Here is a 25,652-nt window from a genome sequence, read left to right on the forward strand (position 1 = left end):
TGGCCGCATCCCAATCAGCGGTGTCAGGACGCGGCAAGAGGTATTGCGCTGCGCCTTGCGCATCGCGAGGGGGCGGGGGCCGCGCCTTTGGCGCGGCCCCCGCCGGGCCCAACGCTTTTGCAGCAGCCTCCGGCTGATGAGGAAAGGGGCGGGAGCGCGCCCCTCGCTGCTTTTTGTGGCGCCTCGCAGGAGGGCCTATACCCGCAGCGGCATGCGCGAGCAGATCTCGTGCCATGGCGCGTACAGCCCCGACAGTGCTAGTGAAGCGGGAGCCCCACCGTTGCGCGCCACATCTTTTGCAGGCGTTTGTGGTCGAGACCAACACCTGCTTCTTTCGCCTTGATCAGCTCCTGTGCGATATGGCGTTCGCCAGAGCCCTCGTCCATATCGTCCATCAGTTCTTCAAGCCGATCCCGAACTGCACTGGCATCGCGGGCTGCCACCATGGAGTCCAGAAGTTTCTTCAGTTGTTTCAGGAACGCCTTTGTTTTCTTCGAGGCAAACAGCGCCTGGGTAAACTCTGCCGTAGCGCGCAGTTTGCGCAGGCTCTTGCGAAAGCTGTCACGGGCCTGGCTGTCCAGACGTTTCAGCGTTTCGCCGTGCTTCATGGCCTGATTGAGCCGCAACTCCAGCGTTTCCAGGCACAGGGTCTCCAGTTTCTCACGGCTCTCCGCCGCCGGGCGCCAGAAGGCGGGATCGCGCATGTCGCTGCCGCGGGCGATCAGGTCACGCACGCGGCTCTCGTCGAGCAAGGCGCGCAAGGCCGTGCGTTCCGCGTCGATCCGGCCGAGCACCCGTTCTTCCAGAGCCTGCAGGGCGCTGTTGTCGGGCAACGCAACCCGCGCCGGGGTCAGGGTGTCCTGCCAGAGCAGATAGAGGTCCCGCAGCCGGGTGACCTCGGCCGCCAACCATCTCGCCTCCTCCAGAAGTGCCTTGTTGTGATCGGGCGGGAGCAGCGGACGGAACAGGGTCAGCCCGCTGCGCAGGCGTCGCAACGCCACCCGCAGCGCCTGCGCACTGTCAAAGGAATCATCGTGCGCCACGAAGGCGCGGGCGGCGTCGATCTCATCCATAACCTCCGCCATGATTGTGGCGGGGTGGATCGCAGGCTTTTGCGCGTCGGTCATTCGTCTTCGTTCAAGGCCTTAGGTCTGCTGGCGTATTCGTGATCTGATGTGATTACAACGCATCCAGCAGTGCTTCGCCAGCAGACACTTCACAAGTGCCCGGACTTTCTTCGAGGTGCAGGATTTTTACCTCACCATCGGTGACGATCATGGCATAGCGCTTCGATCTGGCGATCAACCCGGCGGGCGGCGCGTCAAACCGCATGCCAAGCGCTTCGGTCAGGCTGCACTCGGCATCGGCCAGCATGGTGATTCCCGCAGCGGTCGCGCCGGTGGCCTCGCCCCAGGCCTGCATCACGAAGGGATCGTTGCCCGCGACGCAGATGATCTCGTCGACGCCTTTGGTGGCGAATTGATCCTTGGTGCGGATGAAGCTCGGCACATGGGCCGAGTGACAGGTGGGGGTAAAGGCGCCGGGGACCGCAAAGATCGCCAGGGTGCGTCCTTTGGCGAGGTCGGCGATCTCGACCTGTTCGGGACCGTTATCCCCCAACCGGGTCAGGGTGGCGGCGGGCAGCTTGTCTCCAACGGCAATCATCAGGTCCATCCTCTGTGCTCATTTCAAATACGTCACGACGTCTTTGCGCAATTGCGTCGCAACCGGCCCTGCATGTAGGGTCCTGCGCAGACGGTACTGGAACTGCATCAGGAGACAAGAGGGCAGATGACGCATATCGCAGTGATTGGCGCAGGGCAGGCAGGCGCATCTTTGGTGGCCAAGCTGCGCAATAGCGGGTTTGACGGTGACATCACCCTGATTGGCGCCGAGGAGGCCCTGCCGTATCAGCGCCCACCTCTGTCCAAGGCGTATCTGCTGGGTGAGATGGAGCTGGAACGGCTGTTTCTGCGTCCCGAAAGTTTCTACGCCGAGCAGAACATCACCCTGCGTCTGGGCACGCGGGTGGATGGGATCGACACGGCAAGCAAAGAAATCCACATCGGTGACGAGGTCATCGCCTATGATCAGCTGGCGCTGACCACCGGATCGCATCCGCGTCGTCTGCCAGCCTCGATCGGCGGGGATCTCGACGGTGTTTTTGTTGTGCGCGACCTCAAGGATGTCGATGCCATGGCGCCGCATGTCCGGGAAGGGGCGCGGGCGCTGATCGTCGGCGGGGGCTACATCGGCCTCGAAGCGGCGGCGGTCTGCGCCAAGCGCGGGGTCTCCGTGACGCTGGTGGAGATGGCGGATCGAATTCTCCAGCGGGTGGCCGCACCGGAGACCTCGGAATATTTCCGCCAGCTCCATGGCGATCACGGTGTGGCAATCCGCGAAGGTATCGGCCTCAACCATCTGGAAGGCGAGGCGGGCAAGGTCACCCGCGCGGTGCTGAGCGATGGCAGCACGTTGGATGTGGATTTTGTCGTAGTCGGGGTTGGGATCGCGCCTGCCGCCGAGCTGGCGGAGGCTGCGGGGATCGAGATCGAGAACGGTATCCGCACCGATGAATTCGGGCGCACCTCTGATCCGTCCGTCTGGGCGGCGGGGGATTGCGCCTCCTTTCCTTACAAGGGTCAGCGCATTCGGCTGGAAAGCGTGCCCAATGCGATCGACCAGGCCGAAGTGGTGGCGCAGAACATGCTTGGCGCGGAGAAAACCTATGTGGCGACGCCGTGGTTCTGGTCCGACCAATATGACGTGAAACTGCAAATCGCCGGGCTGAATTCAGGGTACGACACCGTCGTCACGCGGCAGGGCGAGGGCCGCCAGGTCTCGTTCTGGTATTATCAGGGTGACCAGCTGGTGGCGGTGGATGCGATGAACGATCCGCGCGCCTATATGGTGGCCAAACGCTTGATCGAGGCGGGCAAGACCGCGGACAAGGCGACGGTGTCCAACCCGGAGGCGGATCTGAAGCCGCTCCTGAAGGCGTGAGGATCATCGCGGGCGACTTTCGCGGCAGGGCCCTGGCGAGCGTCGGCAAGGGGGATGCGGGGGCGCATCTGCGGCCCACGACGGATCGGGTGCGGGAAAGCCTGTTCAACGTCCTCATGCACAAGATCGACTTCGCGGGCGCGCGGGTGCTTGACCTTTTTGCGGGCACCGGTGCGCTGGGGCTGGAGGCGCTGTCGCGCGGCGCCGAGTCCGTCACCTTCGTCGATGACGGGCGGGTTGCGCAGGGGCTCATCACCAAGAATATCGACCTCTGCCGCGCCCGCGATCGCGCGCGGCTTATCCGTCGTTCCGCGTTGAAACTGGGCGAAAACCCGGATGCCCCCTACAGTCTGATCTTTCTGGATCCGCCTTACGGCAAGGCGCTGGGCGAGGCGGCGATCGACGTGGCGCGGGCCGGCGGCTGGCTGGCCGAGGACGCATTGATCGTCTGGGAGGAAAACACTCCGATGCAGCCTCCCGAAGGTTATGAGCTTGAAGACAGTCGCAAATATGGCGACACCCATATTACACTCCTCTGGGCCGCCGCGCCCGTGTCACCGCACTGATCCAGTCAGCCCCCCGGAAAGAGCCCGCCGATGCCCAAGACCTATCCGCGCCCCGATCTCGTGATCTTTGACTGTGACGGGGTCCTGGTCGACAGCGAGCGGGTGTTCAACGCGGTATTGGCCGAGGATCTCACGTCGCGCGGACTGGCGATGACCACCGAGGTCAGCCTGCCCACCTTTGCGGGGCTGGCCATGCCGGAAGTTGCAAAGAAGGCAACCGAGATGGGGGCAACCCTGCCGGAGACCTGGATCGCGGAGGTTTACGAAACCGCCTATGCGACCCTGCGGCAGGGCGTGCCGCTGATCCCGGGCGTCATGACGGTCCTGCACCGTCTGGATGCTGCCGGCATTCCGACCTGTGTGGTGTCAAACGGCAGCGAGGAGAAGATGCGGATCACCCTCGGTCCACATGGGCTTTGGGATCGGTTTCATCCGAACGCGTTGTTTTCCGCCCATACGATGAAGGTTGCAAAACCGGACCCCGGCATCTTCCTCGCAGCGGCGGCGCATTTCGACGTGGAAGCCCGGCAGTGCGTGGTCATCGAGGACAGCGCGACTGGCGCACGGGGCGCGTATCGCGCGGGCATGCAGTGTTTCGGCTATGCGGCCCACGACGCCGGTGATCTGCTTGTGGCCGAAGGGGCCGAGGTCTTTCACGACATGACCGATCTGCCGCTGCGGCTTGGGCTGGATTGACCCACGGGTCGTCTGCGCACGACCCCGCCGGGGCAGGGATCAGTCCGTGTCGTATGTCGGATGGAACCGGCCGCTGGGCGACAGGGTAAAGATGTCGACCCCATCTGCGGTGACCCCCACCGAGTGCTCGAACTGTGCCGACAGGGATTTGTCACGGGTGACGGCAGTCCAGTCGTCTGCCAGCACCTTGGTTTCGGCGCGGCCGAGGTTCAGCATCGGTTCGATGGTGAAGAACATGCCTTCTTCCAGAACCGGACCCGTGCCGGGGCGACCATAGTGCAGGACGTTGGGCGGGGCGTGAAAGACCTGCCCGAGACCATGGCCGCAGAAATCACGCACCACGCTCACGCGCTGGCTTTCGGCATAGGACTGGATCGCGTGGCCAATGTCGCCAAAGGTGTTGCCGGGTTTGACCACTTCGATGCCCTTCATCAGGGCGTCATGGGTGATCTGGATCAGACGCTCGGCCTTGCGGGGCAGCTTGCCGGCCACATACATGCGGCTGGTGTCACCGAACCAGCCATCGACGATGACGGTGACGTCGATATTCAGAATATCGCCATCCTTCAGCTTCTTGTCGCCGGGGATGCCATGGCACACCACATGGTTGATCGAAATGCAGCTGGCGTGCTGATAGCCCTTATAGCCGATGGTCGCGGAGGTCGCACCGGCGTCCTCCACCATCTGGGTGATGATCCGGTCGATTTCGCCGGTGGTCTGACCGGGAAACACATGCGCGGCGATGTCGTCCAGAATCCGCGCCGCCAGGGCACCGGCTGCGTGCATGCCGGCAAAGTCGGCCTGCTCGTAGATGCGGATGCCATCTTTGGTGGTGCGGCCGTTCTTGGATCTCATCGGGGCATGCTCCGTCGCGTGTTCACAGGTCTCTCTGCCGCTATGTAAGCGTTTCTGACCCAAAGGGCCAGAGGGGGCGCTTCTGTCTGCGGGTGGGTTTTGGGGAACTTTCCCGTCTGACCGGCGTTTTCACGCTGAAAAGACGTGAATAGCAGGGATCAAGGAGCACCGCATGGAAAGCCTCGACAGTGTAATGCAGACCGAAATTTACAGCGGCAGGACGCTCGCCGATCTGGTGACGCTGGAGTTTCTTGCCAGCGTGTTGGGCAGCGTGGTCGCCGCTGCGCTCATCCTCTTTGTGGGGTTCATCCTGGGATCCTGGGCCAAGCGCCGGATCGTGGCCCTGAGCGACAGCCATGCGCGGTTGGACAAGACCCTGTTCCACTTCCTCGGAAACGTGGTGCGCTACTGCATTCTCGGCTTTGCGGTTCTGATTGTCCTGAACACCTTTGGCGTGCAGACCACCTCGATCATTGCGGCGATCGGTGCTGCGGGGCTGGCGATCGGTCTGGCGATGCAGGGCGCGCTGTCGAATGTGGCGGCAGGGGTGATGATCATCCTGTTCCGCCCGTTCAAACTGGGTGATTTCATTGACGTCAACGGCACCATGGGCACGGTCAGGGAAATTACCCTCAACAACACCGTCCTCGCCGACCTGTCGAACGTGAAGGTCATCATTCCCAATGCCGAGGTCTGGGGCAATACCATCTCCAACTATTCCGAATACCCCACCCGGCGCGCCGAATGGAGCTTTGGTGTCGGCTATGGCGCGAACCTCGCGGTGGCCGAGCGCACCATCCGCGACACCATCAAGGCGGACGCGCGCTCGCACAGCGACCCGGAGCCGTTCATTCAGGTCAGCACCCTCAATGACAGTTCGGTGGATTTCCTGGTGCGGGTCTGGGTCGATGCCGGTGACTATTTTCAGTACAAGGCCGACATGACCCGCAAGGTGAAGGAAGCACTGGATGCCGAAGGTGTGGATATCCCCTTCCCGACCCGCACCCTCATCCAGCCCACGGCACCGGAGCGGGAGCCGCAGCAGGATGCGGCCTGAGAGAGGTGGTCAGCCCGCGAAGGGCTGGCCGACGTCCACGCCTTTGGGTGTGATGCGGGTTCCGATCACCAACCGCTCGACGCCGCGCCCGCGCGCCTCCTCAAAAGCGGCGGCATAGGTCGGGTCGATATCATCAGCCAGAGCGAAGCGGTCGCAATCCGTGCGCTGCACGAGATAGAGCATCACCGCCCGGTGCCCCGCCGCCGCCATGTCGCCCAGTTCCCGCAGATGTTTCGCGCCGCGTGCGGTGACGCTGTCGGGGAACTCGGCCAGACCGGGCTGGCGCGACAGGGTCACGCTTTTGACCTCGACATAGCAATCAGGCAGGCCCTCGCCCGTCAGCAGGAAATCGATGCGGCTGTTCTGGCCGTATTTCACCTCTGCCCGCACGGTGGAATAGTCCGCAAGTGCGGCGATCTGACCTGCCTCCAGCGCCGCCTTCAGCGCCCGGTTCGGCACAGAGGTATCAACGCCGGTGAAATCGCCGCTGTCATGTTCCACCAGGCGCCAGCCGAACTTCAGCTTTTTCTTCGGGTCGTCATTGGGCTCCAGCCAGATCCGCATCCCAGGCTCCGCCAGCCCCATCATCGAGCCCGGATTGGCGCAATGGGCCGTCACCTCGCGCCCGTCCTCCAGCCGGCAATCGGCCAGAAAGCGTTTGTAGCGTTTGATCAGTGTCGCGGGGATCAGGGGCGTGGCAAATCTCATGAGGCCAGCTGATGAGCCATAAACTGCCACCTGTCAAAGCCTGATCCGCAGGGAACTGCTTGCACCGGCCACGGGGGTGGCTATCCTTTTGCCAGACCCCGGAAATCCCACAGGAGACACGCCATGCCCAATCCCACCGCTGCCATGCTTGTGATCGGGGATGAAATCCTTTCGGGCCGCACGCGCGATGCCAATATGCACTACCTCGCGGGCGAGCTGACCAAGCATGGTGTTGACCTCAAAGAAGTGCGCGTGGTCAGCGATGACGCCCCTGCCATTGTCGCGGCAGTGCGTATCCTATCCGAAAGCTACGATCATGTGTTCACCTCTGGCGGGATCGGGCCGACCCATGATGATATCACCGCCGATTGCATCGCCGAGGCCTTTGGCGCAGAAATCGACGTGCGTGCAGATGCCCGGGCGATCCTCGAGGAGCATTATGCCCGCACGGGGGCTGAGTTGAACGACGCCCGATTGCGCATGGCGCGTATCCCCGAAGGCGCTGAGCTGATCGACAACCCGGTGTCGCGGGCCCCGGGCTTCAGCCTGCGCAATGTCCATGTCATGGCGGGGGTTCCCGCGGTGTTTCAGGCCATGGTGGCGACAGTGCTGGCCACGCTGACCGGCGGCCAGCCCTTGCTGAGCCAGACCCTCCGGGTGGATCGGGGCGAAGGCGAGATTGCCGCCACATTGTCTGCTCTGGCAGAGAAATACGGTGATCTTTCCATCGGGTGCTACCCGTTTCAGAAAGACGGGGCGTTTGGCGCCAACGTGGTGGTGCGCGGCACGGACGGTATGCGCATCGATGCCGCCGTCACCGAATTGGCACGGGAGCTTGGTCTGTGAACCACAGCCCAACGGATCCGAAATACTACGACGTCGTGGAGGCCACCTGGCCTGCTTTGCGGCGGCGGCAGCTTGGGCCGGTCACCCTGCGTGAGGGCGGCGGTGGCGGCAGCCGTGTCTCTGCGGCTACCGTGGACGGATCGGTGACAGAGGCTCAGGTCGCAGAGGCCGAAGCGGAGATGCAGGCCCTCGGCCAGTCGCGCCTGTTTATGATCCGCGATGGTCAGACCGATCTGGATTCCCAGCTCGCGGCGCTTGGATATGAGGTGATGGATCCGGTCAACCTCTGGTCCTGCGCGCCTGAAATCCTCACGGATGTGGAGATTCCGCGTGTCACCACGTTTTGTGTCTGGGAACCCTTGGCGATCCAGAACGAGATCTGGGACGCGGGTGGCATCGGCCCCGAGCGCCGCGCGGTGATGGAGCGTGCGACCTGCACCAAGACCAGCCTGCTCGGTCGGTGGGACGATAAACCTGCGGCGACCGCCTATGTCGGTTGCCACGACAGGATCGCAATGCTGCACGCGTTGGAGGTTCTGCCGCACCAGCGGCGCAAGGGGGTCGGGGTCTGGATGATGCGGCAAGCCGCCTATTGGGCCGCCGACCAGGGCGCAGAGGAATTGGTGGTCATTTGCACCCGTGCCAATGCCGGCGCCAACGCGCTCTATGCCAGCCTTGGTATGCGCGAGGTCGGCCAATACCACTATCGTATCAAACGCTGACGCCGGAGGAGGGCGCTGACGATGACCAAACTCAAGGAGCCGACCGCGCTCGACCTGCCGATGGCAGACCCGCTGCCGCCCGAGACGCAGAAGTATTTCGACATCTGCCAGGACAAGCTTGGCATGGTTCCGAACGTGCTCAAGGCCTATGCCTTCAATATCGAGAAGCTCAACGCCTTTACCGCGATGTACAATGATCTGATGCTGGGCGAGAGCAAGCTGTCAAAGCTGGAACGCGAAATGATCGCGGTGGTCGTCTCCTCGATCAACAAGTGTTTCTATTGCCTGGTGGCCCATGGTGCGGCGGTGCGGCAGTTGTCGGGCGATCCTGTGCTGGGGGAAATGCTGGTGATGAACTACCGTGTTGCGCCCGTTGATGCGCGTCAGCGCGCAATGCTGGATTTCGCCGCCAAGATGACCCGATCCAGCGCCGAGATCGACGAAGCTGACCGCGAGGCTCTGCGGCACCACGGTTTTGATGACCGCGACATCTGGGACATCGCCAATGTGGCGGGGTTCTTCAATATGACCAACCGGGTCGCAAGCGCCACGGCCATGGCGCCCAACGCGGAGTATCACGGGCAGTGCCGGTGATCTTGTCACAGATGGCCGGGGTCGCGCGGCTCTTCCCGCGGGCGGTGCTGCTGCTGTGTGCGATCAGCGCAACCAGCGCCACGGCTGCTCCGATCACGGTCCCGTTGCCAGCGGGAGAGGAATTGCTGCGAGAGCAGGAAACCCAGCTTGACACGCTGTTGTTGCCGGTTGGTCCGGTGGCGGGCGACGACGTGCCCGTCCGGGCACTGGAAGGGCGCATTTACAGACGCAGCTGGCGCTTGAACGGAGACTGGAGCGCGCTTCAGGTGCTGGCCCCGATCCGGACAGCCTTGACGGAGCGCGGCTTCGAAGAGGTCTTTGCCTGCACTGCGGCGGCCTGCGGCGGTTTTGGCTTTCGGTTTGGGATCGAAGTAATCCCGGCACCGGATATGGCGGTGAACCTGTCGGACTATGAATTCCTGGCGGCGCAGCACCCGGAGAGCGGCGTGGCGGTTTCGCTTCTGGTGTCGCGCTCCGCGGGGTCGATTTATGTGCAGCTGCTGGAGCGCCACGATCCAGAGCAGTTGCTGCGACCATTGGCGCCGCCGGAGGGCGTTGGGGCGCCTTCCGGCACCGACGAGGCGGAAACGCCCACCAGCCTCGGAGAAGAAACCGCAACGCCATCGGGTCCGCAGGCGCTGCTGGCAGATGCGATCGCAAAGGGGGGGCGTCTGTCAACCGGAGCGATTGCCGACCTGATTGTTCTGCAAGGACATGTGCCGCTGCTCGATCTGGAATTTGCCTCCGGTTCGACCCGTATGGGAGAGGGGCCCTTCGACAGCCTGCGCCAGTTGGCGGCCTTCATGACGGAGCGTGAAAACGCCACCATTCTGCTCGTTGGGCACACGGATACGGTGGGTGGTCTCGACAGCAATATTGCCTTGTCCCGGCGGCGCGCCGCCAGCGTGCGTGAGCGGCTGATCTCGCGCTATGACATCGCGGGGGATCGCATCCAGGTGGCGGGCGCGGGCTATATGGCCCCCTTGGCACCGAACACGACCGAAGCCGGGCGCGAAACCAATCGTCGGGTCGAGGCGGTTCTGGTCAGACCCTGAACCTTGCTCAATCCAGCAGCATCCAGAGCCCGACGCCCGCAAGCGTGACGGCAAAGCCGGTGTTGAGCCAGCGCGCCTGGGCGGGACTGGAAAACACGCGGGCAAGCCGATCCCCTGCCAAGGTCCAGACGGTAAAGGCCAAGAGGTTGTTCAACGTGAAGACTGTTGTAATCAGAAGAACCTGCCCGATGTGACCAGCGCCGACGGCCGGAAGCCGGGCAGGGTCGAGGAACTGGCTGAACATCAATGCGATGATGACATAGGCCTTGGGGTTGAACAGCAGCAGGACCACACCATCCACAAAGCGGACATCGGTTGCCGTATTCCTGTGACGCAACCGGCTGCTGCGTGCGAACCGCCATGCGATCCAAAGGATGTACCCCCCGCCCAAAAGCTTGACCGCGGCAAAGATGGCGGGCTGTTGCGCAAGCGTTGCGAGGCTGCCCAGACCGATGGCGAGCGTCACGCCCCACGTGGCGAGGTGGTAGCCCACCGAGGCCGCAACGGTTGCTCTGGCACCGACCTGCGCCCCCGCGGCCGCAAAATACAGGTTTCCAGGGCCCGGGCTATAGGCCAGTGGCAGAAGAAACATCAGCAAGGCAAGGATCATCGGCGTGTCCATCGAGGCGGTTCTGCACCGGAGATGTGTCAGGCACAGCGCCTTGCAGCGACCCGAATGTTGCGCATTGGCGCGTCGGGCCGAACAAAAGCCCCCTGCAGAATATGCAAGGGGCAGTCGAGGGAAGTGTGGATCGCCTTGAAACAAAGGTAGAGCCGGGTGCCGAGCGGGGGGCACCCTTGGCAAAACGCCTACCAGGTTTCCATGCCCTTCTCCGCAAAGGCATGGGCGAGAAAATCAATGAAGGCGCGGACCTTGGGTTGCGTAAACCGTCCCGGTGGATAGACGGCATAGACGCCGAGAGTCTCGACCGGGAGGGAGGGCATCACGTCCTCGACCAGTCCTTCGGCCTTGGCCTCGGCGTAGAGGTAGCTCGGCAGATAGGCGATCCCGAGCCCCGATATGGCGGCGTTCAGCAGGGATTGCCCGTCATTGACCGAAAGCCAGCCGGTCGAGCGGACCTGGCGTTTTTCGCCCGAGGGCGCGGTCAGTTTCCAGACGTTGCCGCTGGACTGGTTGGAATAATGCAGCAGTTTGTGCGCATTGAGGTCGTCGATCTTTTGCGGGCGGCCGAATTTCTCCAGGTAGCCGGGCGACGCGACCATGCGTTTGGTGGTCTCGGTCAGTTTGCGGGCTCGAAGGCTGCTGTCCTCCAGTTCGCCAATACGCACGGCCATGTCGAACCCTTCGGAGATCAATTCCACGAAGCGGTTGTTGAGCACCATATTGACGGTGATATCGGGAAAATCGCGCAGGAAATCGGACAGGACCGGCGACAGGTGGTTGACGCCGAAATCCGTCGCAACCGAGATCCGCAACAGGCCAGAGGGCGCGGTCTGCATCGATGTCACCAATGCGTCGGCCTCGCCAGCGTCGTTCAGCACCCGTCGTGCGCGGTCGTAGTAGGCCAGGCCGATTTCCGTCGGCGACACCCGGCGCGTGGTGCGGTTCAACAATCGCGCACCTAGGCGGGCTTCGAGGCTGGAGACATGTTTGGAAACGGCAGATTTGGAGATGCCCATCTTCTTGGCTGCGTCCGTGAACCCGCCTTGATCCACCACATTGGCGAAGGCTTCCATCTCGGTCAGTCGGTCCATTTCGCATTCCTCATCGCACGTTCTGTCTCTTGCCCTTCCTGCGGGTCAAATCGGGCAACATCGGGGCGGGCTTGGGATAATTGCGGGGTTTTCGCCGGATCGTTCGTGGTCAGGAAACAGGGGCGCACGGGATATTTCGATGCGCGCCGAAGCATCGCCGGGGCGGGACGTGTCAGGACGGGCAAGCACTGAACACAAAGGACTCTTCGATGTTGACCTGCATCATCCGGTATCAGATTGATCCCACGAAACATGCCCAATTCCGCCAATATGCCCAGACCTGGGGGCAGGCCATACCGCGCAATGGTGCCGATCTGTTCGGATATTTCGCGCCGCATGAAGGCTCTTCGACACTTGCCTACGGGATTTATTCGATCCCGTCTTTGGCGGCATATGAGGCCTATCGCGCCCGTTTGGCGGCGGATCCGCTGGGACGCCAGAACTATGAATTTGCCCAGAAGGAGAAGTTCATCCTGCGTGAGGACCGCACCTGGCTTACACTGGCCTCGACACCGCATGGGCCCGGAGGGAGGAACGATGATCGCTGTAATCTTTGAGGTGACACCCGCACAGGGGATGAAAGAGGCCTATCTGGACCACGCGGCCACGCTGCGCCCATTGTTCGAAGGGATCGAAGGTTTCATATCGGTGGAGCGGTTTGAAAGCCTGACAACGCCGGGCAAGCTGTTGTCGTTGTCCTTCTGGAAGGATGAAGCGGCGTTGCGCCGATGGCGGCAGATGGAGAAGCACCGCATTGCGCAGGCAAAAGGCCGCAATGGGTATTTTGAGGATTATCGCCTGCGCGTGGCCGGCGTGATCCGCGACTACGGAATGTCCGAGCGTGAGGAGGCCCCGGACGACAGCCGCGTGCGACACGATTGAACCTCGCAAATGCGCGCGCGGAAGCGCTGTGGTGCGTCTGGGGCGGTTGCGGTGCTGGGGGAGGGTGCAGCATCTGCGGGGGCGGTGTGTCCCACCCCCGCAGCCAGCTGATGACGGGGTTACGCGGCTTTGCGCTGGTGACGGCCTTCCTCGATCTCTTCGACGATTTTTGCAACAAAGGCCTCAAGGTCGCCGGGCTGGCGGCTGGTGACGATACCCTGATCTGCCACTGCCTCAGCATCGACCCAATTGGCGCCTGCATTGATGATGTCGGTCTTGATGGAGCCGTAAGAGGTCATGTCGCGACCCTTCACGATCCCCGCCTCGGCCAGCACCCACGGCGCGTGGCACACGGCTGCGATCACTTTGCCCTCGTTGTGGAAATCCTTGACGAGGGCGATCACATTCTCCTCGACCCTCAGCAGGTCCGGGTTGATCTGGCCGCCGGGAATGACCAGCGCATCATAGTCAAAGGCGTTGACGTCCGCGATCTTCCGATCCGCTTCGGCCTCGCCGTTCCAGTCCGGGCCTTCCCAGCCGCGGATCTTTTGCCCGTCGAGCGTGGCCACATGCACGGTTGCGCCCTTGGCGCGCAACGCGTCGCGCGGGACTTCGAGTTCGGATTTTTCGTAGCCGTGGGTGGAGATGATGAGGACTTTTGCGTTGGAAATCTTCGGCATCTTCTGTCCTTTCCTGTCTGTTGCCTTGAATGATCGCCTTGTGGCGACCGGCTCGAACAGGAAACGAAAACCCCGCCACGGATGTTCCGGACGGGGTTTTCGCAGTAAGGGTCACGTTGCGTCAGGTCACAGTGTTGCCGCCAGCCGTGTGCCCTGATTGATGGCGCGTTTGGCGTCCAGTTCCGCGGCCACATCTGCTCCGCCAATCACATGGGCGGTGATCCCGGCCTCGGCCAGTTGGTCGGCCAGGGACCGTTCGCTGACCTGCCCGGCACAGAGAACAATGGTGTCGGCCTCGATCACGGTGGGGGTGTCGCGCGCCTCGCCAAAGCTGACATGCAGCCCCGCGTCGTCGATCCGCTCGTAGTTCACGCCGCCGACAAACTCCACGTCCTTCATCTTTAGCGTGGCACGATGAATCCATCCCGTCGTCTTGCCCAGTCGCTTGCCGTGGCGCTCGGCCTTGCGCTGCAAGAGCGTCACCCGCCGCGCCGGTGCTTCGGGTTGCGGCCCTTCGGGCGCCAGGCCCGCGCGATGTTCGCCCGGATCGGTCACGCCCCATTCGCGCATCCACAGGGGCAGGCTTTCGGTCGGGCTGTCACCTTCGTGCAGGAGATATTCCGCGACATCAAATCCGATACCTCCGGCGCCGATCACGGCGACCTTGTCGCCCACCTGCACCTTGTGACGCAGCACATCGATGTAGCTGACGACAGAGCCGTGATCCTGCCCCGGAATGCCGGGATCGCGGGGCACGACGCCGGTGGCAACAATGACCTCGTCAAAACCCGCGAGATCCGCAACGCCCACGCGGCGGCCCAATTGCACCGAGATGCCCGCCTTGGCAATCATGGTACGATACCAGTCGACGAGACCCCAGAATTCCTCCTTGCCGGGGATCTGCTTGGCCATGTTGAGCTGGCCGCCAATTTCCTCTGCAGCGTCGAACAGCGTCACGGCGTGGCCGCGTTCCGCAGCAGCCAGCGCGGTCGACAGGCCCGCAGGGCCAGCCCCGACGATCGCCACGGTCTTTGTGTGGTCTGCCGGGGAAAGCACCAGTTCGGTTTCGTGACAGGCGCGCGGGTTCACCAGGCAGGAGGTCAGCTTGCCGCCGAATGTATGATCAAGGCAGGCCTGGTTGCAGGCGATACACGGGGCGATTTCTGCCGCGCGCCCCTCTGCGGCCTTGGCGACGAACTCCGCGTCCGCCAGCATCGGGCGCGCCATCGACACCATATCGGCACAGCCCTGCGCCAGAACATCCTCTGCGACCTCGGGGGTGTTGATCCGATTCGAGGTGATGACGGGGATCGAAACATGCCCCATCAATTTTTGCGTGACCCAGGCAAAGGCTGCACGCGGCACCGAAGTGGCGATGGTGGGAATGCGGGCCTCGTGCCAGCCGATGCCGGTATTGATAATCGTCGCCCCCGCGGTTTCAACCGCCTTGGCCAGTTGTACCACCTCGTCAAAGGTCGATCCGTCGGGCACCAGGTCGATCATCGACAGACGGTAGATCAGGATGAACTCCTCCCCCACGGCCTCCCGCACCCGGCGTACCACTTCGACCGGCAGGCGCATGCGGTTCTCGTAAGCGCCACCCCAGTGATCAGTCCGTTTGTTGGTGTGGGTGACGAGGAACTGGTTCAGAAAATAGCCCTCCGAGCCCATGATCTCGACCCCGTCGTAGCCAGCCTCTTGTGCCAGACGCGCGGCGGTCACGATGTCGGAAATCTGTTTCTCGATGCCCTCTTCGTCCAGTTCCGTCGGCGGAAACGGAGAGATCGGGGATTTGATCGGGCTGGGGGCGACGCATTTCGGCCCGTAGGCGTAGCGGCCCGCATGCAGGATCTGCATCGCGATCTTGCCGCCGGCCTCATGCACGGCCTTGGTCACGACGGAATGGTTGGCGACGTCCTGTTCCGTCGTCATCATCGCCGCGCCCGGCAGCACGGAACCTTCGAGGTTCGGACCAATGCCGCCTGTCACCATCAGGGCCACACCGCCCCGGGCGCGGGCGGCATAGAATTCGCCCACCCGGTCCCAGTCACGGGTCTCTTCCAGGCCCGTATGCATGGAGCCCATCAGTACCCGGTTCTTCAAGGTGGTGAAGCCCAGATCCAGCGGGGCCAGCAGATGTGGGTACGCAGCCATGACACTCTCCCTCCATGTCCTTCGTCGCGTCCCCGTGCGGGGCGCTCTTGCGGCGCAGGATCGCCCGGCGGCTCGGGATTGTCACCTCCATACGCGGCGTCACCCCCTTGCGTGCCCCCGCGGCACGCGGTCTAAGAGGGGCAGACGGTTAGGCACAGGCGTGAGGGCACAGGAACAGCATGAGCAAAAAGACCAAGAAGCCCGCCCCAAAGGCAATGACCCCTGACGAAATCGCGGGTTTGCCCTATCGCCCCAACGTGGGGGTGATGATGATAAACGGGGACGGGGCGGTCTGGGTCGGCCAGCGGATGGATCGGCACAAGGACGCCTGGCAGATGCCGCAGGGCGGGATCGACACAGGGGAGGATGCCCGCCTCGCCGCGCTCCGTGAATTGGAAGAGGAAACCGGCGTTACCCCCGATCTGGTCGAGATCATCGCAGAAAGCGACGGCTGGCTGCCCTATGATCTGCCGCATGAGGTGGTGCCTCATTTCTGGGGCGGCAAATACCGCGGGCAGGAACAGAAGTGGTTTCTGCTGCGGTTCACCGGACGCGACGACCAGATCAATATCGCAACCAAGGATCCAGAGTTCTCGGCCTGGTGCTGGCAGCCGGTGGAGGAGCTGGTGGACAAGGTTGTCCCCTTCAAGAAGGAGGTCTATGCGCGTGTCGTCGAGGAATTCAAAGCCTATTTGTAATGCCGTCTTTGTCGCAGGGCTGACGCTGGCGATGGCAACCCAGGCCTCTGCGCTCAGTTGCTTGCCGATGGGGCCGGGGGATGTCTATCGGATCGTATCCGAAAGCGAGGACCCCTTTGTCGTGATCGAGGGGCGTGTGAGCTTTGATGAAGCACTCCTGCCGCGCTATTCGGAGGCTGCCCCGCGCGCGACCGAACAGCCGACCGAGATCCCGGCACAGGTCACGGGGCTGATGCTGGGAGAACGGATCTTCGACCAGTCCGTCGACGGGCAAATCACGCTGGAAGTCCATTGTTTGGGCCCATGGTGCGGAAGCCTGGTGTCCGGCACGCGCTATTTGTTCTTTGCCCGGCAGACCGACGAGCGGGTCGTGGCGGTTGTCGAACCCTGTGGCGGCTTTTTCTTTGCGGCAGAGGATGGAAGCGCCGGGGATACGGTCCTGCAATGCCACCGGGGTGGGGTCTGCCCCTCGCAGCTGCCCGAGAGCCTGGACGGGGCGGTGTCACCTCTGGCCGACGACTGACCGCCAGAGGTTTGCCGACAGGGTCCTTTGCGCCCTACTCCGCAGCGACCCTTGCTGTCGTCTTGACCGCAAGGGGTTTTGTGCCCTGTTGCCCCAGCCAGACGGAGAACAAGGCCACCACAGCCCCCAGCGCTTGCAGCGCGGAGAAACTCTCGCCTGCAAAAAGCGCCCCCAGGATCGCTGCTGTCAGCGGGCTGAAGACCCCGAGGAGCGAGATCTGGGCCGGAGCGATGCGGCCGATGCCGCGAAACCACAGGATATAGGTGAACGCGCCGCCAATCAGACTCATGTAGCCGAGGCCGATGAGGTTGTTGGTCGTGAGGCTCGGCCAGTCACGCAGGGCAATCACGGCCACGGGGATCAGCAACAGCCCCCCGGCGGTGAGCTGCCAGGCGGTGAAGGTCAATGCCGGCACACCGGGTTGCCACTTGCGGGTGAGAACCACGCCTGTGGCCATCGAAAGCGCCCCGCCGAGCCCGGCCGCGACGCCGCCGAGATCAAGGCTGGCCTCCGGCCCGAGCACCAGCAACCCGACCCCCAGAATGCCCAGGACCGCCGCCAGTATGCCCTTGGCGTGGAGGCGTGTGCCAAGGAGAACCCCCGACAACCCCATCACGAACAGTGGCTGTACAGCGCCCAATGTGGCGGCGACGCCGCCGGGCAAACGGTAAGCCGACAAGAACAGCAGCGCCCAGAATACCGAAAAGTTCAACGCACCAAGCACAAAGATCTTTGGCAGGAGGGCGATGGGCGGCAGCTGGCGCACGATCAGAAGCAGGAGCAGGCCGGCAGGCAAAGCCCGCAACAAGGCCACCAGATAGGGCGATTCTCCGGGCAGGAACGTTGTCGTCACAATGTAGCTGCTGCCCCAAATGGCCGGCGCAAGTGCGGTCAGGGCAAGGTCTTTGTTATTCGTCATGGTGGGACTCCCCATATATCTCGATGTCGAGATAGTGGCGGAAAGTCTCGACGTCAAGATATTCGCATCGCATTGACCTCCTTCGCGTCGCGGCACATTACTGGCGCATGGATCATGTGGATTTCATTCTGGAGCAATGGCGCCGCGAGCGGCCCGACCTCGACGTGACCGCGATGGGGGTGATCGGGCGCGTCGGGCGGCTCTATCTGGCCTACCTGAAACCGATGGAACAGACCTTCGCCCGCTATGGTCTCAATGCGGCGAAATTCGATGTGCTGGCCACTTTGCGTCGGGCAGGCGCGCCGTATCGCCTGTCGGCGGGGGCGTTGATGAAGGCGACGATGGTGGCATCCGGAACCATGACCAACCGGATTGATCGGCTGGAGGCGGATGGCCTGGTCAGCCGCACGACGAATCCGGAAGACAGCCGCAGTTTCCTGATCGCCCTGACGGTTGAGGGGCTGACTCTGATCGATGAAGTCGTGGAGGCCCATGTCGCCACACAATCCGGCCTGATCGAGGGGCTGTCCCCCGAAGAGGTCGACCAGTTGGCCGAGCTGCTGAGCAAGGCGCTGACGGCATTGGACCGCACCTGATGGTACGGCCCAATGTGTCGGTCCTTGTCAGGGAGCCCCGGCGCCGGCCTGGGGTGTGGCGCGGCGCAACGGAGCGCTTCTAGAAGTCCTCGTAGAAGTTGAGCGCGGCATTGCCGTCGGTGCCATGCGCCGTCGGCGCGGGCGGTGTCGCGTCATCGTGATCGGCGGACACGTCCCACTCTTCGCGCTGGAGGGTGCGGGCAGGGCGAACAGAGCTGGCGGGGGCGGCCTGTTGATCCTGGCCTGCCGCACCGGACAGTTTGAAGTTTGCCACGACGCTGCCCAGTTGAGAGGCGTCGCTGTCCAGCATCTGGCACGCGGCGGAGGCTTCTTCCACCATGGCGGCGTTCTGTTGCGTCACCTGATCGAGCTGCACCATGCCGGTGTTGATTTCCTCGATGCCATTCGATTGCTCGGATGCGCCTTCTGCGATTCCCGACACCAGTTGAGAGATGTGGTTCACGCGTTGAACAATCATCTGGAGCGCTTCACCGGCCTTGCCGACGAGGTCGACACCCGCTTCCACCTGTTTGGAGCTTTCGCCAATCAGGGATTTGATCTCCATCGCGGCCTCGGAGGAGCGTTGCGCCAGAGCGCGCACCTCGCTTGCCACCACCGCAAAGCCGCGTCCCGCTTCGCCTGCGCGTGCAGCCTCGACACCAGCGTTCAGTGCCAGCAGGTTGGTCTGGAAGGCGATATCGTCAATCACCGAGATGATCTGTTCGATCTTCTTCGATGACTGTTCGATCTCGGTCATTGCGGTCACGGCGTTCTGTACCACGCCGCCGCTGGTTTCGGCCTCTTGTTTGGCCTCTCCGGTGATCTGCTCGACGCTGCGGGCGCTTTCGGCGGCGGATTTCACACTTGCTGTCATCTCTTCCAGCGCGGCGGCGGTTTCCTCCAGCGTTGCGGCCTGGCTCTCGGTGCGATGGGACAGGTCGTCGGACGACTGGTTGATCTCGGCGGCACCGTTGCGGATGCGCTCGACCGCGCTCACCACATGGCCGAGCGTCTGATTGAGCGTGCTCACCGTCGTGTTGAAATCGGCACGCAGCTTTTCATGCTCGCCCGAGAACGGCGTGTCGATGGTGGCAGAGAAATCCCCTTGCGACAGACGCAGCAGCCCGGCGCTGAGGTGTTCCACCACAATCTGCTGTTCCTGCTGCTGTTGCGCGCGGGCTTCCTCGGCTTCACGCGCCAGGCGGAGGTCGTCCTGAAGCGACACCAGCGCCTTGCCGATATCCCCGATCTCATCGCCGCGGCTTGCGTCAGCGACGTCGGTATCCAGATTGCCGTCCGCAACCTCGGTCATGCCGGTGCGAATACGGTTGAGGGGGCGCGTGAAGGAACAGGCGATCCGCCAGCCAAGAAAGGACATGACCAAACCAACGCCAATGGCAATCAGACCGAGCATCCAGGCTTTGCTGCGCAGCGGTGCCATGACATCGCGCACATCCTGCTCGATGACCAGAACCCAATTGGCAATCCCGAGGTCGAGCGGCCGGGAGTAGGCATAGACCGGGTGGCCATCCAGCCCATCCGCGCCCTTGAAGAAGTGCGTTTCACCGTCGAGCGCCCGCAGGATGTGTTCGTTCTCCGGCAGTGTATCGAGCACCCGGAACCCGTCCTCAAAGCGGGAATTGGTGCGCGCCATGAGGTCTGCGCCCATCAGGTAGACTTGTGCGGTTTCGCCAAGACCATCGGTGTTGTTGGTAATCTGACCCAGCAGATCCACGGGAACCTGAATCGCGATTACGCCCAGGCGGGTGCCGTCTCCATCAACGACCGGCGATGCGAGGAACGCGGCGGCAGCGCCATTGCTGGGGGCATAGGGTTCCATGTCCGCAAAGACCACGGTTCCAGTCTTGGCGGACTGTGCATCGCGAAAGGCTGCCCCAAGCCCGGAGTCCTTGTAGGCACCGTTGGTGAGGCTGGTGGCGTAGTCCATTTCCTTGAAGACGGAATAGACGATGTCGCCTGCGGGGTTGATCAGAAAGGCATCGTAATAGCCTTTGCTTTCGATCAGCGTCCGCAGGCCATGATGATAGGTTTCGTGGATCTCGTGATAGGCGGCGTCACCGTCTGCCCTGTGCAGCTTGTGCTTTTCGCCGACGGGATGGCGATTGTCCTTGATGTAGGCAGCGCGCAGCGTGTCCGCTGCCGCTCCCCCAAGATCCTCCCACGTGGTCGCAAATGATCCCAGGGCGTTGACGGTGGCCGGCGAGGCGGCAAGCGACGTCAGATCCGCTCGGATCGTGGACATCATATTGCGTACCGATGCGCTGCGATCAGCGGTGATTGTCTCCATCTGGTTCTCGACGGCGCGTTCGGCATACCCGTGAAAGGCAAAGAGCGCTGCGGCGATGAGGATGGCGCTGATGGACGCGCTGAAAGCTGCGAAATAGAGCGGCAGCTTCTGGGAAACTCGGAGGGCATTCATACGAAACATGGCGAGGTCCTATCGGATAGATGTGATCCACATTCTAGTCCTCGCGTGGCAAACTTAAGAATTGGCAAATCTGGGTGGCAATACCTCTCTTTCGCGAATTACTATACTTTTGCGCGAAGTTTATGACCTATATGGCGCCAAGCGGCGGCATCAAAGGTGAAGGCTTGTATTCATTGAGGAAAGTGTGATTCGCGAACCAAGAGCGCAAATGGCGCATTTCGTTTTTGGATTTGGGTTCGGTTTTGGTCGGTCTGGTAGTATTTGATTTGTCAAATACTACCCTGGGTCGCATGCCCTGAGCCTCTCGATGTCTGCGATTGGCTCAAGGCGTGTGTTGTCTGCGGGCACGGGGGTCAGGCCGCCAGCAAGCCCGCTGCTTGCAGAAGTGCGCGCATGTCGGTTTGCGGGCGCGGGCCGATGTGGCTGATGACTTCGGCCGCACAGGCGTTCCCCATCCGGGCGCAGGTTTCCAGATCCTGATCGTGGGCGAGGCCAAACAGGAAACCGGCTGCGAACTGATCGCCGGCGCCGGTGGCATCCACGGGCACGACCCGGGTCACGGGCACGTCGATGCGGCCTGCAGGGCTGACCACGGTGACGCCCTCGCCGGAGCGGGTGCAGACCACCAGCGGACAGATCGCCGCCGTCTTTGCCAGCGCCTCTTCCAGATCATCGGTTTCAAACAGAGAGCGGATCTCGGCCTCATTGCCGATGACAAACTCCAGCTCGGTCTCGATCAGCTTCAGGAAATCGGCGCGGTGACGTTCGACACAGAAGGGATCGGAGATCGCGATGCCCGGCTTGCCGCCGCCTGCGCGGCAGTCACGCGCCGCTTCCATAAAGGCGGTTTTGCCTTTGTCCTTGTCGAACAGATACCCCTCAAGGAACATGATCTGCGCCTGACCTGCGACCTCGTTTGGTACATCGTCAGAGCTGAGTTCAGACGAAATCCCCAGATAGGTGTTCATCGAGCGCTCGCCATCGGGCGAGACAAAAATCATGGAACGCGAGGTGGGAAGTTCGCCGCCCGCGACGGGCGGGTTCACAAAATCAACGCCATCGTCCTGCATGGCTTGCGCGTAAAACCGCCCCAGAGCGTCGTCGTGCACGCGGCCGATGAAAGCCGAGGACAGCCCCAGCGCACCAGCACCCGCAATGGTATTGGCGACAGAGCCACCGGGCGTCTGCACCCGTTCCTTCATCGCGGCATAGAGCACTTCACCCCGCTCACGCTCGATCAGCTGCATGATGCCCTTCTCGATCCCCATATGGTCGAGAAAACTGTCGTCGCACTGGGAAATCACGTCGACAACCGCGTTGCCGATACCGACGAGCTGGTAGGTTTTGGTCATAGTGTTTTATCCTCGTAGAGGCAGAGATCTCGGATGATGCAGGTGGAGCACAGGGGTTTGCGCGCCTTGCAGTGATAGCGGCCGTGCAGGATCAGCCAGTGATGCGCGTGCAGTTGGAAATCGACCGGGATATTGTCCTCGATCGCCCGTTCGACGGCGTTCACATCCTTGCCGGGGCAGATGCCAGACCGGTTGCCGACACGAAAAATATGCGTGTCCACCGCCTGTGCCGGGTAGCGCCACCACATGTTCAAAACCACATTGGCGGTCTTGCGCCCCACGCCGGGCAGGCTTTCGAGCGCCGCACGCGAACAGGGAACCTCGCCACCGTATTGTTCGACAAGGATGCGGGAGAGCTTGATGACGTTCTTGGCCTTGTTGCGATAAAGGCCAATCGTCTTGATGTGTTCGATCACACCCTCTTCGCCAAGGGTGAGCATCTTCTGGGGGGTGTCGGCAATCTTGAACAAATCCTTGGTGGCTTTGTTCACGCCTGCGTCGGTTGCCTGGGCGGACAGGGCGACGGCCACGACCAACGTGTAGACGTTGACATGGTCGAGTTCGCCCTTGGGTTCGGCCTCGGCGTCCTGGAACCGCGTGAAGATCTCGCGGAGCGTATGATAATCGAGTTGCTTGGCCATCGGGCGTTCTTTTGCCCGCTGCAGGCAGAGGGCGCAAATCAAAAACGTGCGGCATTCGCAGGGGATCGGGCGATGCGGTGCAAAAGTCGCGGTTTTTGCGCGGATGGCGTGGCTGATTGGCAAACCGCAGGTTCCGGGTCGCCCCTGGCACCGGCTGGCGGTACTATCGATCTGAACCATCAAGACGACGGCTAGGGGCACGCGCCATGCAACGGGACGAACAGGCTTATCACTACGGGGTCATCCGCCGGGCGATCGAGGTGATCGATGCGGATGGGGCGGATCTGTCTCTCGAAGAACTGGCGGCCCGCATGGATATGAGCTCAGCACATTTTCAGCGCATATTTTCCGCCTGGGTGGGTGTTTCGCCAAAACGCTATCAGCAGTACCTGCGTTTGGGGCATGCAAAGTCGCTGTTGCGCGAGGATTTGCCCTTGCTGGAGACCGCCCATGCCGTTGGGCTTTCCGGGTCAGGCCGCTTGCATGATTTATTCGTGCGTTGGGAGGCCATGAGCCCCGGTGAATATGCCCGCCGGGGCGAGGGGTTGACCGTGCGCTGGGGCTGGTTTGACAGCCCCTTCGGTCTGGCGCTCGCCATGGGCACTGAAAAAGGCCTGTGTGGTCTGGCCTTCGCGGCCGAAGTCGGGGCCGAAACGGCCTTGAGCGATATGCGTGCGCGCTGGCCCAAGGCCGCGTTTGTCGAGGATGCAGATGCGTTGCGCCCACAGGTCGAAGCGGCCTTTGCGCGCAAAGGCGATACTGCGCTGCATCTGATGGGGGCCCCTTTGCAGATCAAGGTCTGGGAGGCGCTCCTGCAGATCCCCGAGGGCGAGGCCACCACCTATGGCGAGATTGCCGAAGCTATCGACAACCCTCGTGCTGTGCGTGCCGTGGGAACGGCGGTGGGGAAGAACCCGCTGAGCTGGCTCATCCCCTGTCACCGGGTGTTGCGCAAGGGCGGTGAAATGGGCGGCTACCACTGGGGCGTGCCGGTCAAACGCGCGATGCTGGCTTTTGAGGCCGCCCGCGCGGAGGTCGCGCAGGAGAGCGCCGCGTGAACATGCGCGTGAGACCCCTCTTTATGCTCTGCAAAAGCGCTTTGCGGCGTGCGCGACGTTTTGCAGCCAGATGTGCTTCGACTTTGTCCCAAGCCTCTTTGCGCTCAATTTCATAAGCGGTGCGCGGTGGGGCAGGCTCGTTCCAGCGATCCAAGCCGAGGGTGACAAGAGCGATCCAATCATAAGACGACATGCGCGGACTCCATTGGGTGTGATGTGACCCTCTGAGAAAAGCAAATCGCTGCTGACACCCTGTTGTCAGTGGGGCATGCTAGGATGGCAGCAGGGTGTCACGGCATGTGCCCGCCCATCTGCATCACCGGAGGTGTCATGACCCGCAGCAATCGGATGTTCGAGTTGATCCAGATCCTGCGCGCGGCCCCTGCGCCGGTTCGGGCCGAGGATCTTGCCGCTCAGCTTGAGGTCTCAAAGCGCACGATCTACCGCGATATTGCCGCGCTTCAGGCGATGCGCACGCCCGTCGAGGGAGAGGCGGGGATCGGCTATATGCTGCGCAAGGGGTATGATCTGCCGCCGCTCAATTTCGATGAAGAAGAAATCGAGGCGCTGCATGTCGGGCTTGCGATGTTGATGCGCACAGGGGATGGCGCGCTACAGCAGGCGGCGGCGCGGGTGGGGCGCAAGATATGCGATGTTCACGCCAGCGCCGAGTGGTTGCAGGTCGCCCCTTATGGCGCGCCGCTTGACGACCCCGACAATGGCTGCGTGTCCAAGGCGATCTTGCGCCAGGCGGTCCGCAGCGCCCAGAAACTGCAACTGGTCTATGTGAATGAGGCCGGAGAGCAGAGCGAGCGCATCCTGCGCCCCTTGGCGTTGATCTATCACATCGACTGCACGTTGCTTGCGGCGTGGTGCGAGCTGCGCAGCGGCTTTCGCCATTTCCGCACGGACCGAATGATGTCTGCGGACTTGCTGGACGCGCATTTCAGTGATGAAGCCGCGTTGTTGCGCAAGCTGTGGCGGGAACAAGAACGCGACACGTTTGTTTACAAGGCGTAACTTGGCCCGCAGGTTCGCGAGTGGGGGTGCGCGGCAATCCGCCGAACGCGATGCCTGCACGCTTGCTGCGCGCGGCGATGCGCACAATATCTACACACAACGTCTCCGCCCGCGAACAGAAAACGCGGGCGATAAAAGACAGGTTTGAGGAAGAAAAGGTAGACTACAAATGTCTTTTGCAAAAATCCCCGCCCTTGGCGTGCTGGCCGCTGCCGTGGCGCTGAGCGCGTGTGACGATCCTGCCTCCTATGGTGCGCCCGGCGGTATCAACCGCTCTCAGAACGGGGCCATCATCGGTGGCCTGATTGGTGCAGGCATCGGTGCGGCGACCTCGGATGACGACAAGGCCGAGACCATCATCGGCACCGCTGCCGTCGGCGCCCTGGCGGGCGGCCTGATCGGGCGAGAGCTGGACAAGCAAGAGGCGGAGCTGCGTCAAAGCCTCGACAATGACTCGATTTCCATTGTGAACACCGGCGATCGTCTGATTGTCTCGCTGCCCAATGATCTGACCTTTGCCACCGACAGCGCTGCGATTTCGTCGGTGGTGCGGAGCGATCTGCGCAAGGTCGCGGGCAGCTTGCAGCGCTATCCGGGCAGTGTGGTTCAAGTGATCGGCCACACCGACAGCGATGGCGCTGCGTCCTATAACTATTCCCTGTCCGAACGTCGGGCCAATGCGGTCGCTGATGAGATGGCCGCCGGCGGCGTCTCTTACAATCGTATGCGCATCATCGGCCGTGGCGAGGATCAGCCCGTGGCGAGCAACCTGACCGTTGAGGGTAAGGCGCGCAACCGGCGCGTGGAAATCGTCATCATCCCACAGGCGAGCTAAGCTCGAACGGATGAGCAGACCCCAAAG

At 62.5% G+C, this 25,652-nt stretch carries 28 protein-coding genes; 16 read left to right on the plus strand and 12 right to left on the minus strand.

All coding sequences use genetic code 11. From position 1 onward, the window contains the following. Positions 1-257: 257 nt before the first annotated feature. Together MHM88_RS12685 and MHM88_RS12690 are read right to left on the minus strand one after the other, a co-directional pair. Positions 258-1,127, minus strand: coding sequence for a CHAD domain-containing protein (locus MHM88_RS12685; protein ID WP_239365545.1), 870 nt, complete (start codon positions 1,125-1,127; stop codon positions 258-260). A gap of 52 nt (positions 1,128-1,179) precedes the next feature. Beyond that, entirely contained in the window at positions 1,180-1,665 is a 486-nt protein-coding gene (locus MHM88_RS12690) for a peroxiredoxin (protein WP_239366010.1), read from the minus strand. A 126-nt stretch (positions 1,666-1,791) separates the two neighbouring features. Between MHM88_RS12690 and MHM88_RS12695 the strand changes: the two genes are divergently transcribed. Genes MHM88_RS12695 through MHM88_RS12705 form a run of 3 tightly spaced genes read left to right on the plus strand, consistent with a single transcriptional unit; the run spans position 1,792 to position 4,265 of the window. Further along, positions 1,792-3,003: an NAD(P)/FAD-dependent oxidoreductase gene (locus MHM88_RS12695; RefSeq protein WP_239365549.1), complete on the plus strand. Its 1,212-nt coding sequence runs from the start codon at positions 1,792-1,794 to the stop codon at positions 3,001-3,003. After that, complete coding sequence (gene rsmD, locus MHM88_RS12700; RefSeq protein ID WP_239365559.1) at positions 3,000-3,569, plus strand: 16S rRNA (guanine(966)-N(2))-methyltransferase RsmD; 570 nt, start codon at positions 3,000-3,002, stop codon at positions 3,567-3,569. The genes MHM88_RS12695 and rsmD overlap by 4 nt, the downstream gene beginning before the upstream one ends. A 30-nt stretch (positions 3,570-3,599) precedes the next feature. Beyond that, positions 3,600-4,265, plus strand: a complete 666-nt coding sequence (locus MHM88_RS12705; RefSeq protein WP_239365562.1) for an HAD family phosphatase — start codon at positions 3,600-3,602, stop codon at positions 4,263-4,265. A 39-nt stretch (positions 4,266-4,304) separates the two neighbouring features. Here the strand turns inward: MHM88_RS12705 and map are convergent, their stop codons facing one another. Further along, a complete protein-coding gene (gene map, locus MHM88_RS12710) occupies positions 4,305-5,120 on the minus strand; it encodes a type I methionyl aminopeptidase (RefSeq protein WP_239365575.1) in 816 nt (271 codons plus the stop codon). Between the two features lie 172 nt (positions 5,121-5,292). Between map and MHM88_RS12715 the strand changes: the two genes are divergently transcribed. Beyond that, positions 5,293-6,177, plus strand: coding sequence for a mechanosensitive ion channel family protein (locus MHM88_RS12715; protein ID WP_239365578.1), 885 nt, complete (start codon positions 5,293-5,295; stop codon positions 6,175-6,177). A gap of 9 nt (positions 6,178-6,186) precedes the next feature. On the opposite strand, the gene sfsA is transcribed toward MHM88_RS12715, so the two are convergent. Then, entirely contained in the window at positions 6,187-6,885 is a 699-nt protein-coding gene (gene sfsA, locus MHM88_RS12720) for a DNA/RNA nuclease SfsA (protein ID WP_239365581.1), read from the minus strand. Positions 6,886-7,008: 123 nt separating this feature from the next. Here sfsA and MHM88_RS12725 point away from each other — a divergent pair, with 123 nt between their 5' ends. Genes MHM88_RS12725 through MHM88_RS12740 form a run of 4 tightly spaced genes read left to right on the plus strand, consistent with a single transcriptional unit; the run spans position 7,009 to position 10,102 of the window. Further along, on the plus strand, positions 7,009-7,731 hold the full coding sequence (locus MHM88_RS12725) for a molybdopterin-binding protein (RefSeq protein ID WP_239322449.1): 723 nt from the start codon (positions 7,009-7,011) through the stop codon (positions 7,729-7,731). Further along, the gene (locus MHM88_RS12730) at positions 7,728-8,453 is read left to right on the plus strand and encodes a GNAT family N-acetyltransferase (protein WP_239365584.1); all 726 of its coding nucleotides are present in this window, start codon (positions 7,728-7,730) and stop codon (positions 8,451-8,453) included. Before MHM88_RS12725 ends, MHM88_RS12730 begins: the two co-directional genes overlap by 4 nt. A gap of 21 nt (positions 8,454-8,474) precedes the next feature. Continuing rightward, positions 8,475-9,047, plus strand: coding sequence for a peroxidase-related enzyme (locus tag MHM88_RS12735; protein ID WP_239365587.1), 573 nt, complete (start codon positions 8,475-8,477; stop codon positions 9,045-9,047). Further along, positions 9,044-10,102, plus strand: a complete 1,059-nt coding sequence (locus MHM88_RS12740; RefSeq protein WP_239365590.1) for an OmpA family protein — start codon at positions 9,044-9,046, stop codon at positions 10,100-10,102. Before MHM88_RS12735 ends, MHM88_RS12740 begins: the two co-directional genes overlap by 4 nt. A 7-nt stretch (positions 10,103-10,109) precedes the next feature. Here MHM88_RS12740 and MHM88_RS12745 read toward each other — a convergent pair whose 3' ends face one another. Beyond that, positions 10,110-10,712, minus strand: coding sequence for a LysE family translocator (locus MHM88_RS12745; protein ID WP_239365593.1), 603 nt, complete (start codon positions 10,710-10,712; stop codon positions 10,110-10,112). Between the two features lie 200 nt (positions 10,713-10,912). Then, positions 10,913-11,818, minus strand: coding sequence for a LysR family transcriptional regulator (locus tag MHM88_RS12750; RefSeq protein ID WP_239322454.1), 906 nt, complete (start codon positions 11,816-11,818; stop codon positions 10,913-10,915). 209 nt (positions 11,819-12,027) lie between these two features. Between MHM88_RS12750 and MHM88_RS12755 the strand changes: the two genes are divergently transcribed. After that, entirely contained in the window at positions 12,028-12,375 is a 348-nt protein-coding gene (locus tag MHM88_RS12755) for an NIPSNAP family protein (protein WP_239365596.1), read from the plus strand. Beyond that, the gene (locus tag MHM88_RS12760) at positions 12,356-12,700 is read left to right on the plus strand and encodes an antibiotic biosynthesis monooxygenase (RefSeq protein ID WP_239365599.1); all 345 of its coding nucleotides are present in this window, start codon (positions 12,356-12,358) and stop codon (positions 12,698-12,700) included. Before MHM88_RS12755 ends, MHM88_RS12760 begins: the two co-directional genes overlap by 20 nt. 119 nt (positions 12,701-12,819) lie before the next feature. Here the strand turns inward: MHM88_RS12760 and MHM88_RS12765 are convergent, their stop codons facing one another. Beyond that, positions 12,820-13,380 carry a type 1 glutamine amidotransferase domain-containing protein gene (locus MHM88_RS12765; protein ID WP_239365602.1) on the minus strand — a complete coding sequence of 187 codons (561 nt, stop codon included), beginning with the start codon at positions 13,378-13,380 and terminating at the stop codon, positions 12,820-12,822. A 126-nt stretch (positions 13,381-13,506) separates the two neighbouring features. Then, positions 13,507-15,534 (minus strand): NADPH-dependent 2,4-dienoyl-CoA reductase, encoded by a 2,028-nt coding sequence (locus tag MHM88_RS12770; RefSeq protein WP_239365622.1) that lies wholly within the window; start codon positions 15,532-15,534, stop codon positions 13,507-13,509. A 215-nt stretch (positions 15,535-15,749) separates the two neighbouring features. On the opposite strand from MHM88_RS12770, the gene MHM88_RS12775 reads away from it, so the two are divergent. Both MHM88_RS12775 and MHM88_RS12780 read left to right on the plus strand, forming a co-directional pair. Beyond that, on the plus strand, positions 15,750-16,232 hold the full coding sequence (locus MHM88_RS12775; protein ID WP_239366012.1) for an RNA pyrophosphohydrolase: 483 nt from the start codon (positions 15,750-15,752) through the stop codon (positions 16,230-16,232). Further along, on the plus strand, positions 16,201-16,755 hold the full coding sequence (locus MHM88_RS12780; RefSeq protein WP_239365624.1) for a hypothetical protein: 555 nt from the start codon (positions 16,201-16,203) through the stop codon (positions 16,753-16,755). The genes MHM88_RS12775 and MHM88_RS12780 overlap by 32 nt, the downstream gene beginning before the upstream one ends. Positions 16,756-16,789: 34 nt before the next feature. Here MHM88_RS12780 and MHM88_RS12785 read toward each other — a convergent pair whose 3' ends face one another. Then, positions 16,790-17,674, minus strand: a complete 885-nt coding sequence (locus MHM88_RS12785) for a DMT family transporter (protein WP_239365629.1) — start codon at positions 17,672-17,674, stop codon at positions 16,790-16,792. Between the two features lie 107 nt (positions 17,675-17,781). Between MHM88_RS12785 and MHM88_RS12790 the strand changes: the two genes are divergently transcribed. Beyond that, the gene (locus MHM88_RS12790) at positions 17,782-18,270 is read left to right on the plus strand and encodes a MarR family winged helix-turn-helix transcriptional regulator (protein WP_239365632.1); all 489 of its coding nucleotides are present in this window, start codon (positions 17,782-17,784) and stop codon (positions 18,268-18,270) included. A 79-nt stretch (positions 18,271-18,349) separates the two neighbouring features. Here MHM88_RS12790 and MHM88_RS12795 read toward each other — a convergent pair whose 3' ends face one another. From MHM88_RS12795 to nth, 3 genes are all read right to left on the minus strand, one after another. Beyond that, positions 18,350-20,719: a methyl-accepting chemotaxis protein gene (locus MHM88_RS12795; protein WP_239365635.1), complete on the minus strand. Its 2,370-nt coding sequence runs from the start codon at positions 20,717-20,719 to the stop codon at positions 18,350-18,352. A 353-nt stretch (positions 20,720-21,072) separates the two neighbouring features. Beyond that, positions 21,073-22,071, minus strand: a complete 999-nt coding sequence (locus MHM88_RS12800) for an adenosine kinase (protein ID WP_239365638.1) — start codon at positions 22,069-22,071, stop codon at positions 21,073-21,075. Continuing rightward, positions 22,068-22,712 carry an endonuclease III gene (nth, locus tag MHM88_RS12805; protein ID WP_239365641.1) on the minus strand — a complete coding sequence of 215 codons (645 nt, stop codon included), beginning with the start codon at positions 22,710-22,712 and terminating at the stop codon, positions 22,068-22,070. Before nth ends, MHM88_RS12800 begins: the two co-directional genes overlap by 4 nt. 206 nt (positions 22,713-22,918) lie before the next feature. On the opposite strand from nth, the gene MHM88_RS12810 reads away from it, so the two are divergent. The 3 genes from MHM88_RS12810 to MHM88_RS12820 all read left to right on the plus strand — a co-directional run bounded on the left by MHM88_RS12810 (position 22,919) and on the right by MHM88_RS12820 (position 25,625). Continuing rightward, on the plus strand, positions 22,919-23,770 hold the full coding sequence (locus MHM88_RS12810) for a bifunctional helix-turn-helix domain-containing protein/methylated-DNA--[protein]-cysteine S-methyltransferase (RefSeq protein ID WP_239322465.1): 852 nt from the start codon (positions 22,919-22,921) through the stop codon (positions 23,768-23,770). Between the two features lie 330 nt (positions 23,771-24,100). Continuing rightward, positions 24,101-24,790, plus strand: coding sequence for a YafY family protein (locus MHM88_RS12815; RefSeq protein WP_239322466.1), 690 nt, complete (start codon positions 24,101-24,103; stop codon positions 24,788-24,790). Between the two features lie 169 nt (positions 24,791-24,959). Further along, positions 24,960-25,625 carry an OmpA family protein gene (locus MHM88_RS12820; RefSeq protein WP_239322467.1) on the plus strand — a complete coding sequence of 222 codons (666 nt, stop codon included), beginning with the start codon at positions 24,960-24,962 and terminating at the stop codon, positions 25,623-25,625. The last annotated feature ends 27 nt before the right edge of the window (positions 25,626-25,652 follow it).

The sequence above is a fragment of the Epibacterium sp. MM17-32 genome, assembly GCF_022348205.1.
Taxonomy (GTDB): Bacteria; Pseudomonadota; Alphaproteobacteria; order Rhodobacterales; family Rhodobacteraceae; genus Epibacterium.

Bases quoted from the DNA above. Each gene is read 5' to 3' on its own strand.
- MHM88_RS12725 (WP_239322449.1), top strand. From the start codon at position 7,009: ATGCCCAATCCCACCGCTGCCATGCTTGTGATCGGGGATGAAATCCTT.
- MHM88_RS12760 (WP_239365599.1), top strand. From the start codon at position 12,356: ATGATCGCTGTAATCTTTGAGGTGACACCCGCACAGGGGATGAAAGAG.
- MHM88_RS12690 (WP_239366010.1), bottom strand. From the start codon at position 1,665: ATGATTGCCGTTGGAGACAAGCTGCCCGCCGCCACCCTGACCCGGTTG.
- MHM88_RS12685 (WP_239365545.1), bottom strand. From the start codon at position 1,127: ATGACCGACGCGCAAAAGCCTGCGATCCACCCCGCCACAATCATGGCG.
- MHM88_RS12750 (WP_239322454.1), bottom strand. From the start codon at position 11,818: ATGGACCGACTGACCGAGATGGAAGCCTTCGCCAATGTGGTGGATCAA.
- MHM88_RS12705 (WP_239365562.1), top strand. From the start codon at position 3,600: ATGCCCAAGACCTATCCGCGCCCCGATCTCGTGATCTTTGACTGTGAC.
- MHM88_RS12795 (WP_239365635.1), bottom strand. From the start codon at position 20,719: ATGTTTCGTATGAATGCCCTCCGAGTTTCCCAGAAGCTGCCGCTCTAT.
- MHM88_RS12765 (WP_239365602.1), bottom strand. From the start codon at position 13,380: ATGCCGAAGATTTCCAACGCAAAAGTCCTCATCATCTCCACCCACGGC.
- sfsA (WP_239365581.1), bottom strand. From the start codon at position 6,885: ATGAGATTTGCCACGCCCCTGATCCCCGCGACACTGATCAAACGCTAC.
- MHM88_RS12820 (WP_239322467.1), top strand. From the start codon at position 24,960: ATGTCTTTTGCAAAAATCCCCGCCCTTGGCGTGCTGGCCGCTGCCGTG.
- MHM88_RS12785 (WP_239365629.1), bottom strand. From the start codon at position 17,674: ATGACGAATAACAAAGACCTTGCCCTGACCGCACTTGCGCCGGCCATT.
- MHM88_RS12735 (WP_239365587.1), top strand. From the start codon at position 8,475: ATGACCAAACTCAAGGAGCCGACCGCGCTCGACCTGCCGATGGCAGAC.
- map (WP_239365575.1), bottom strand. From the start codon at position 5,120: ATGAGATCCAAGAACGGCCGCACCACCAAAGATGGCATCCGCATCTAC.
- MHM88_RS12755 (WP_239365596.1), top strand. From the start codon at position 12,028: ATGTTGACCTGCATCATCCGGTATCAGATTGATCCCACGAAACATGCC.
- MHM88_RS12770 (WP_239365622.1), bottom strand. From the start codon at position 15,534: ATGGCTGCGTACCCACATCTGCTGGCCCCGCTGGATCTGGGCTTCACC.
- MHM88_RS12775 (WP_239366012.1), top strand. From the start codon at position 15,750: ATGACCCCTGACGAAATCGCGGGTTTGCCCTATCGCCCCAACGTGGGG.
- nth (WP_239365641.1), bottom strand. From the start codon at position 22,712: ATGGCCAAGCAACTCGATTATCATACGCTCCGCGAGATCTTCACGCGG.
- MHM88_RS12815 (WP_239322466.1), top strand. From the start codon at position 24,101: ATGACCCGCAGCAATCGGATGTTCGAGTTGATCCAGATCCTGCGCGCG.
- MHM88_RS12715 (WP_239365578.1), top strand. From the start codon at position 5,293: ATGGAAAGCCTCGACAGTGTAATGCAGACCGAAATTTACAGCGGCAGG.
- MHM88_RS12790 (WP_239365632.1), top strand. From the start codon at position 17,782: ATGGATCATGTGGATTTCATTCTGGAGCAATGGCGCCGCGAGCGGCCC.
- MHM88_RS12745 (WP_239365593.1), bottom strand. From the start codon at position 10,712: ATGATCCTTGCCTTGCTGATGTTTCTTCTGCCACTGGCCTATAGCCCG.
- MHM88_RS12810 (WP_239322465.1), top strand. From the start codon at position 22,919: ATGCAACGGGACGAACAGGCTTATCACTACGGGGTCATCCGCCGGGCG.
- MHM88_RS12695 (WP_239365549.1), top strand. From the start codon at position 1,792: ATGACGCATATCGCAGTGATTGGCGCAGGGCAGGCAGGCGCATCTTTG.
- MHM88_RS12800 (WP_239365638.1), bottom strand. From the start codon at position 22,071: ATGACCAAAACCTACCAGCTCGTCGGTATCGGCAACGCGGTTGTCGAC.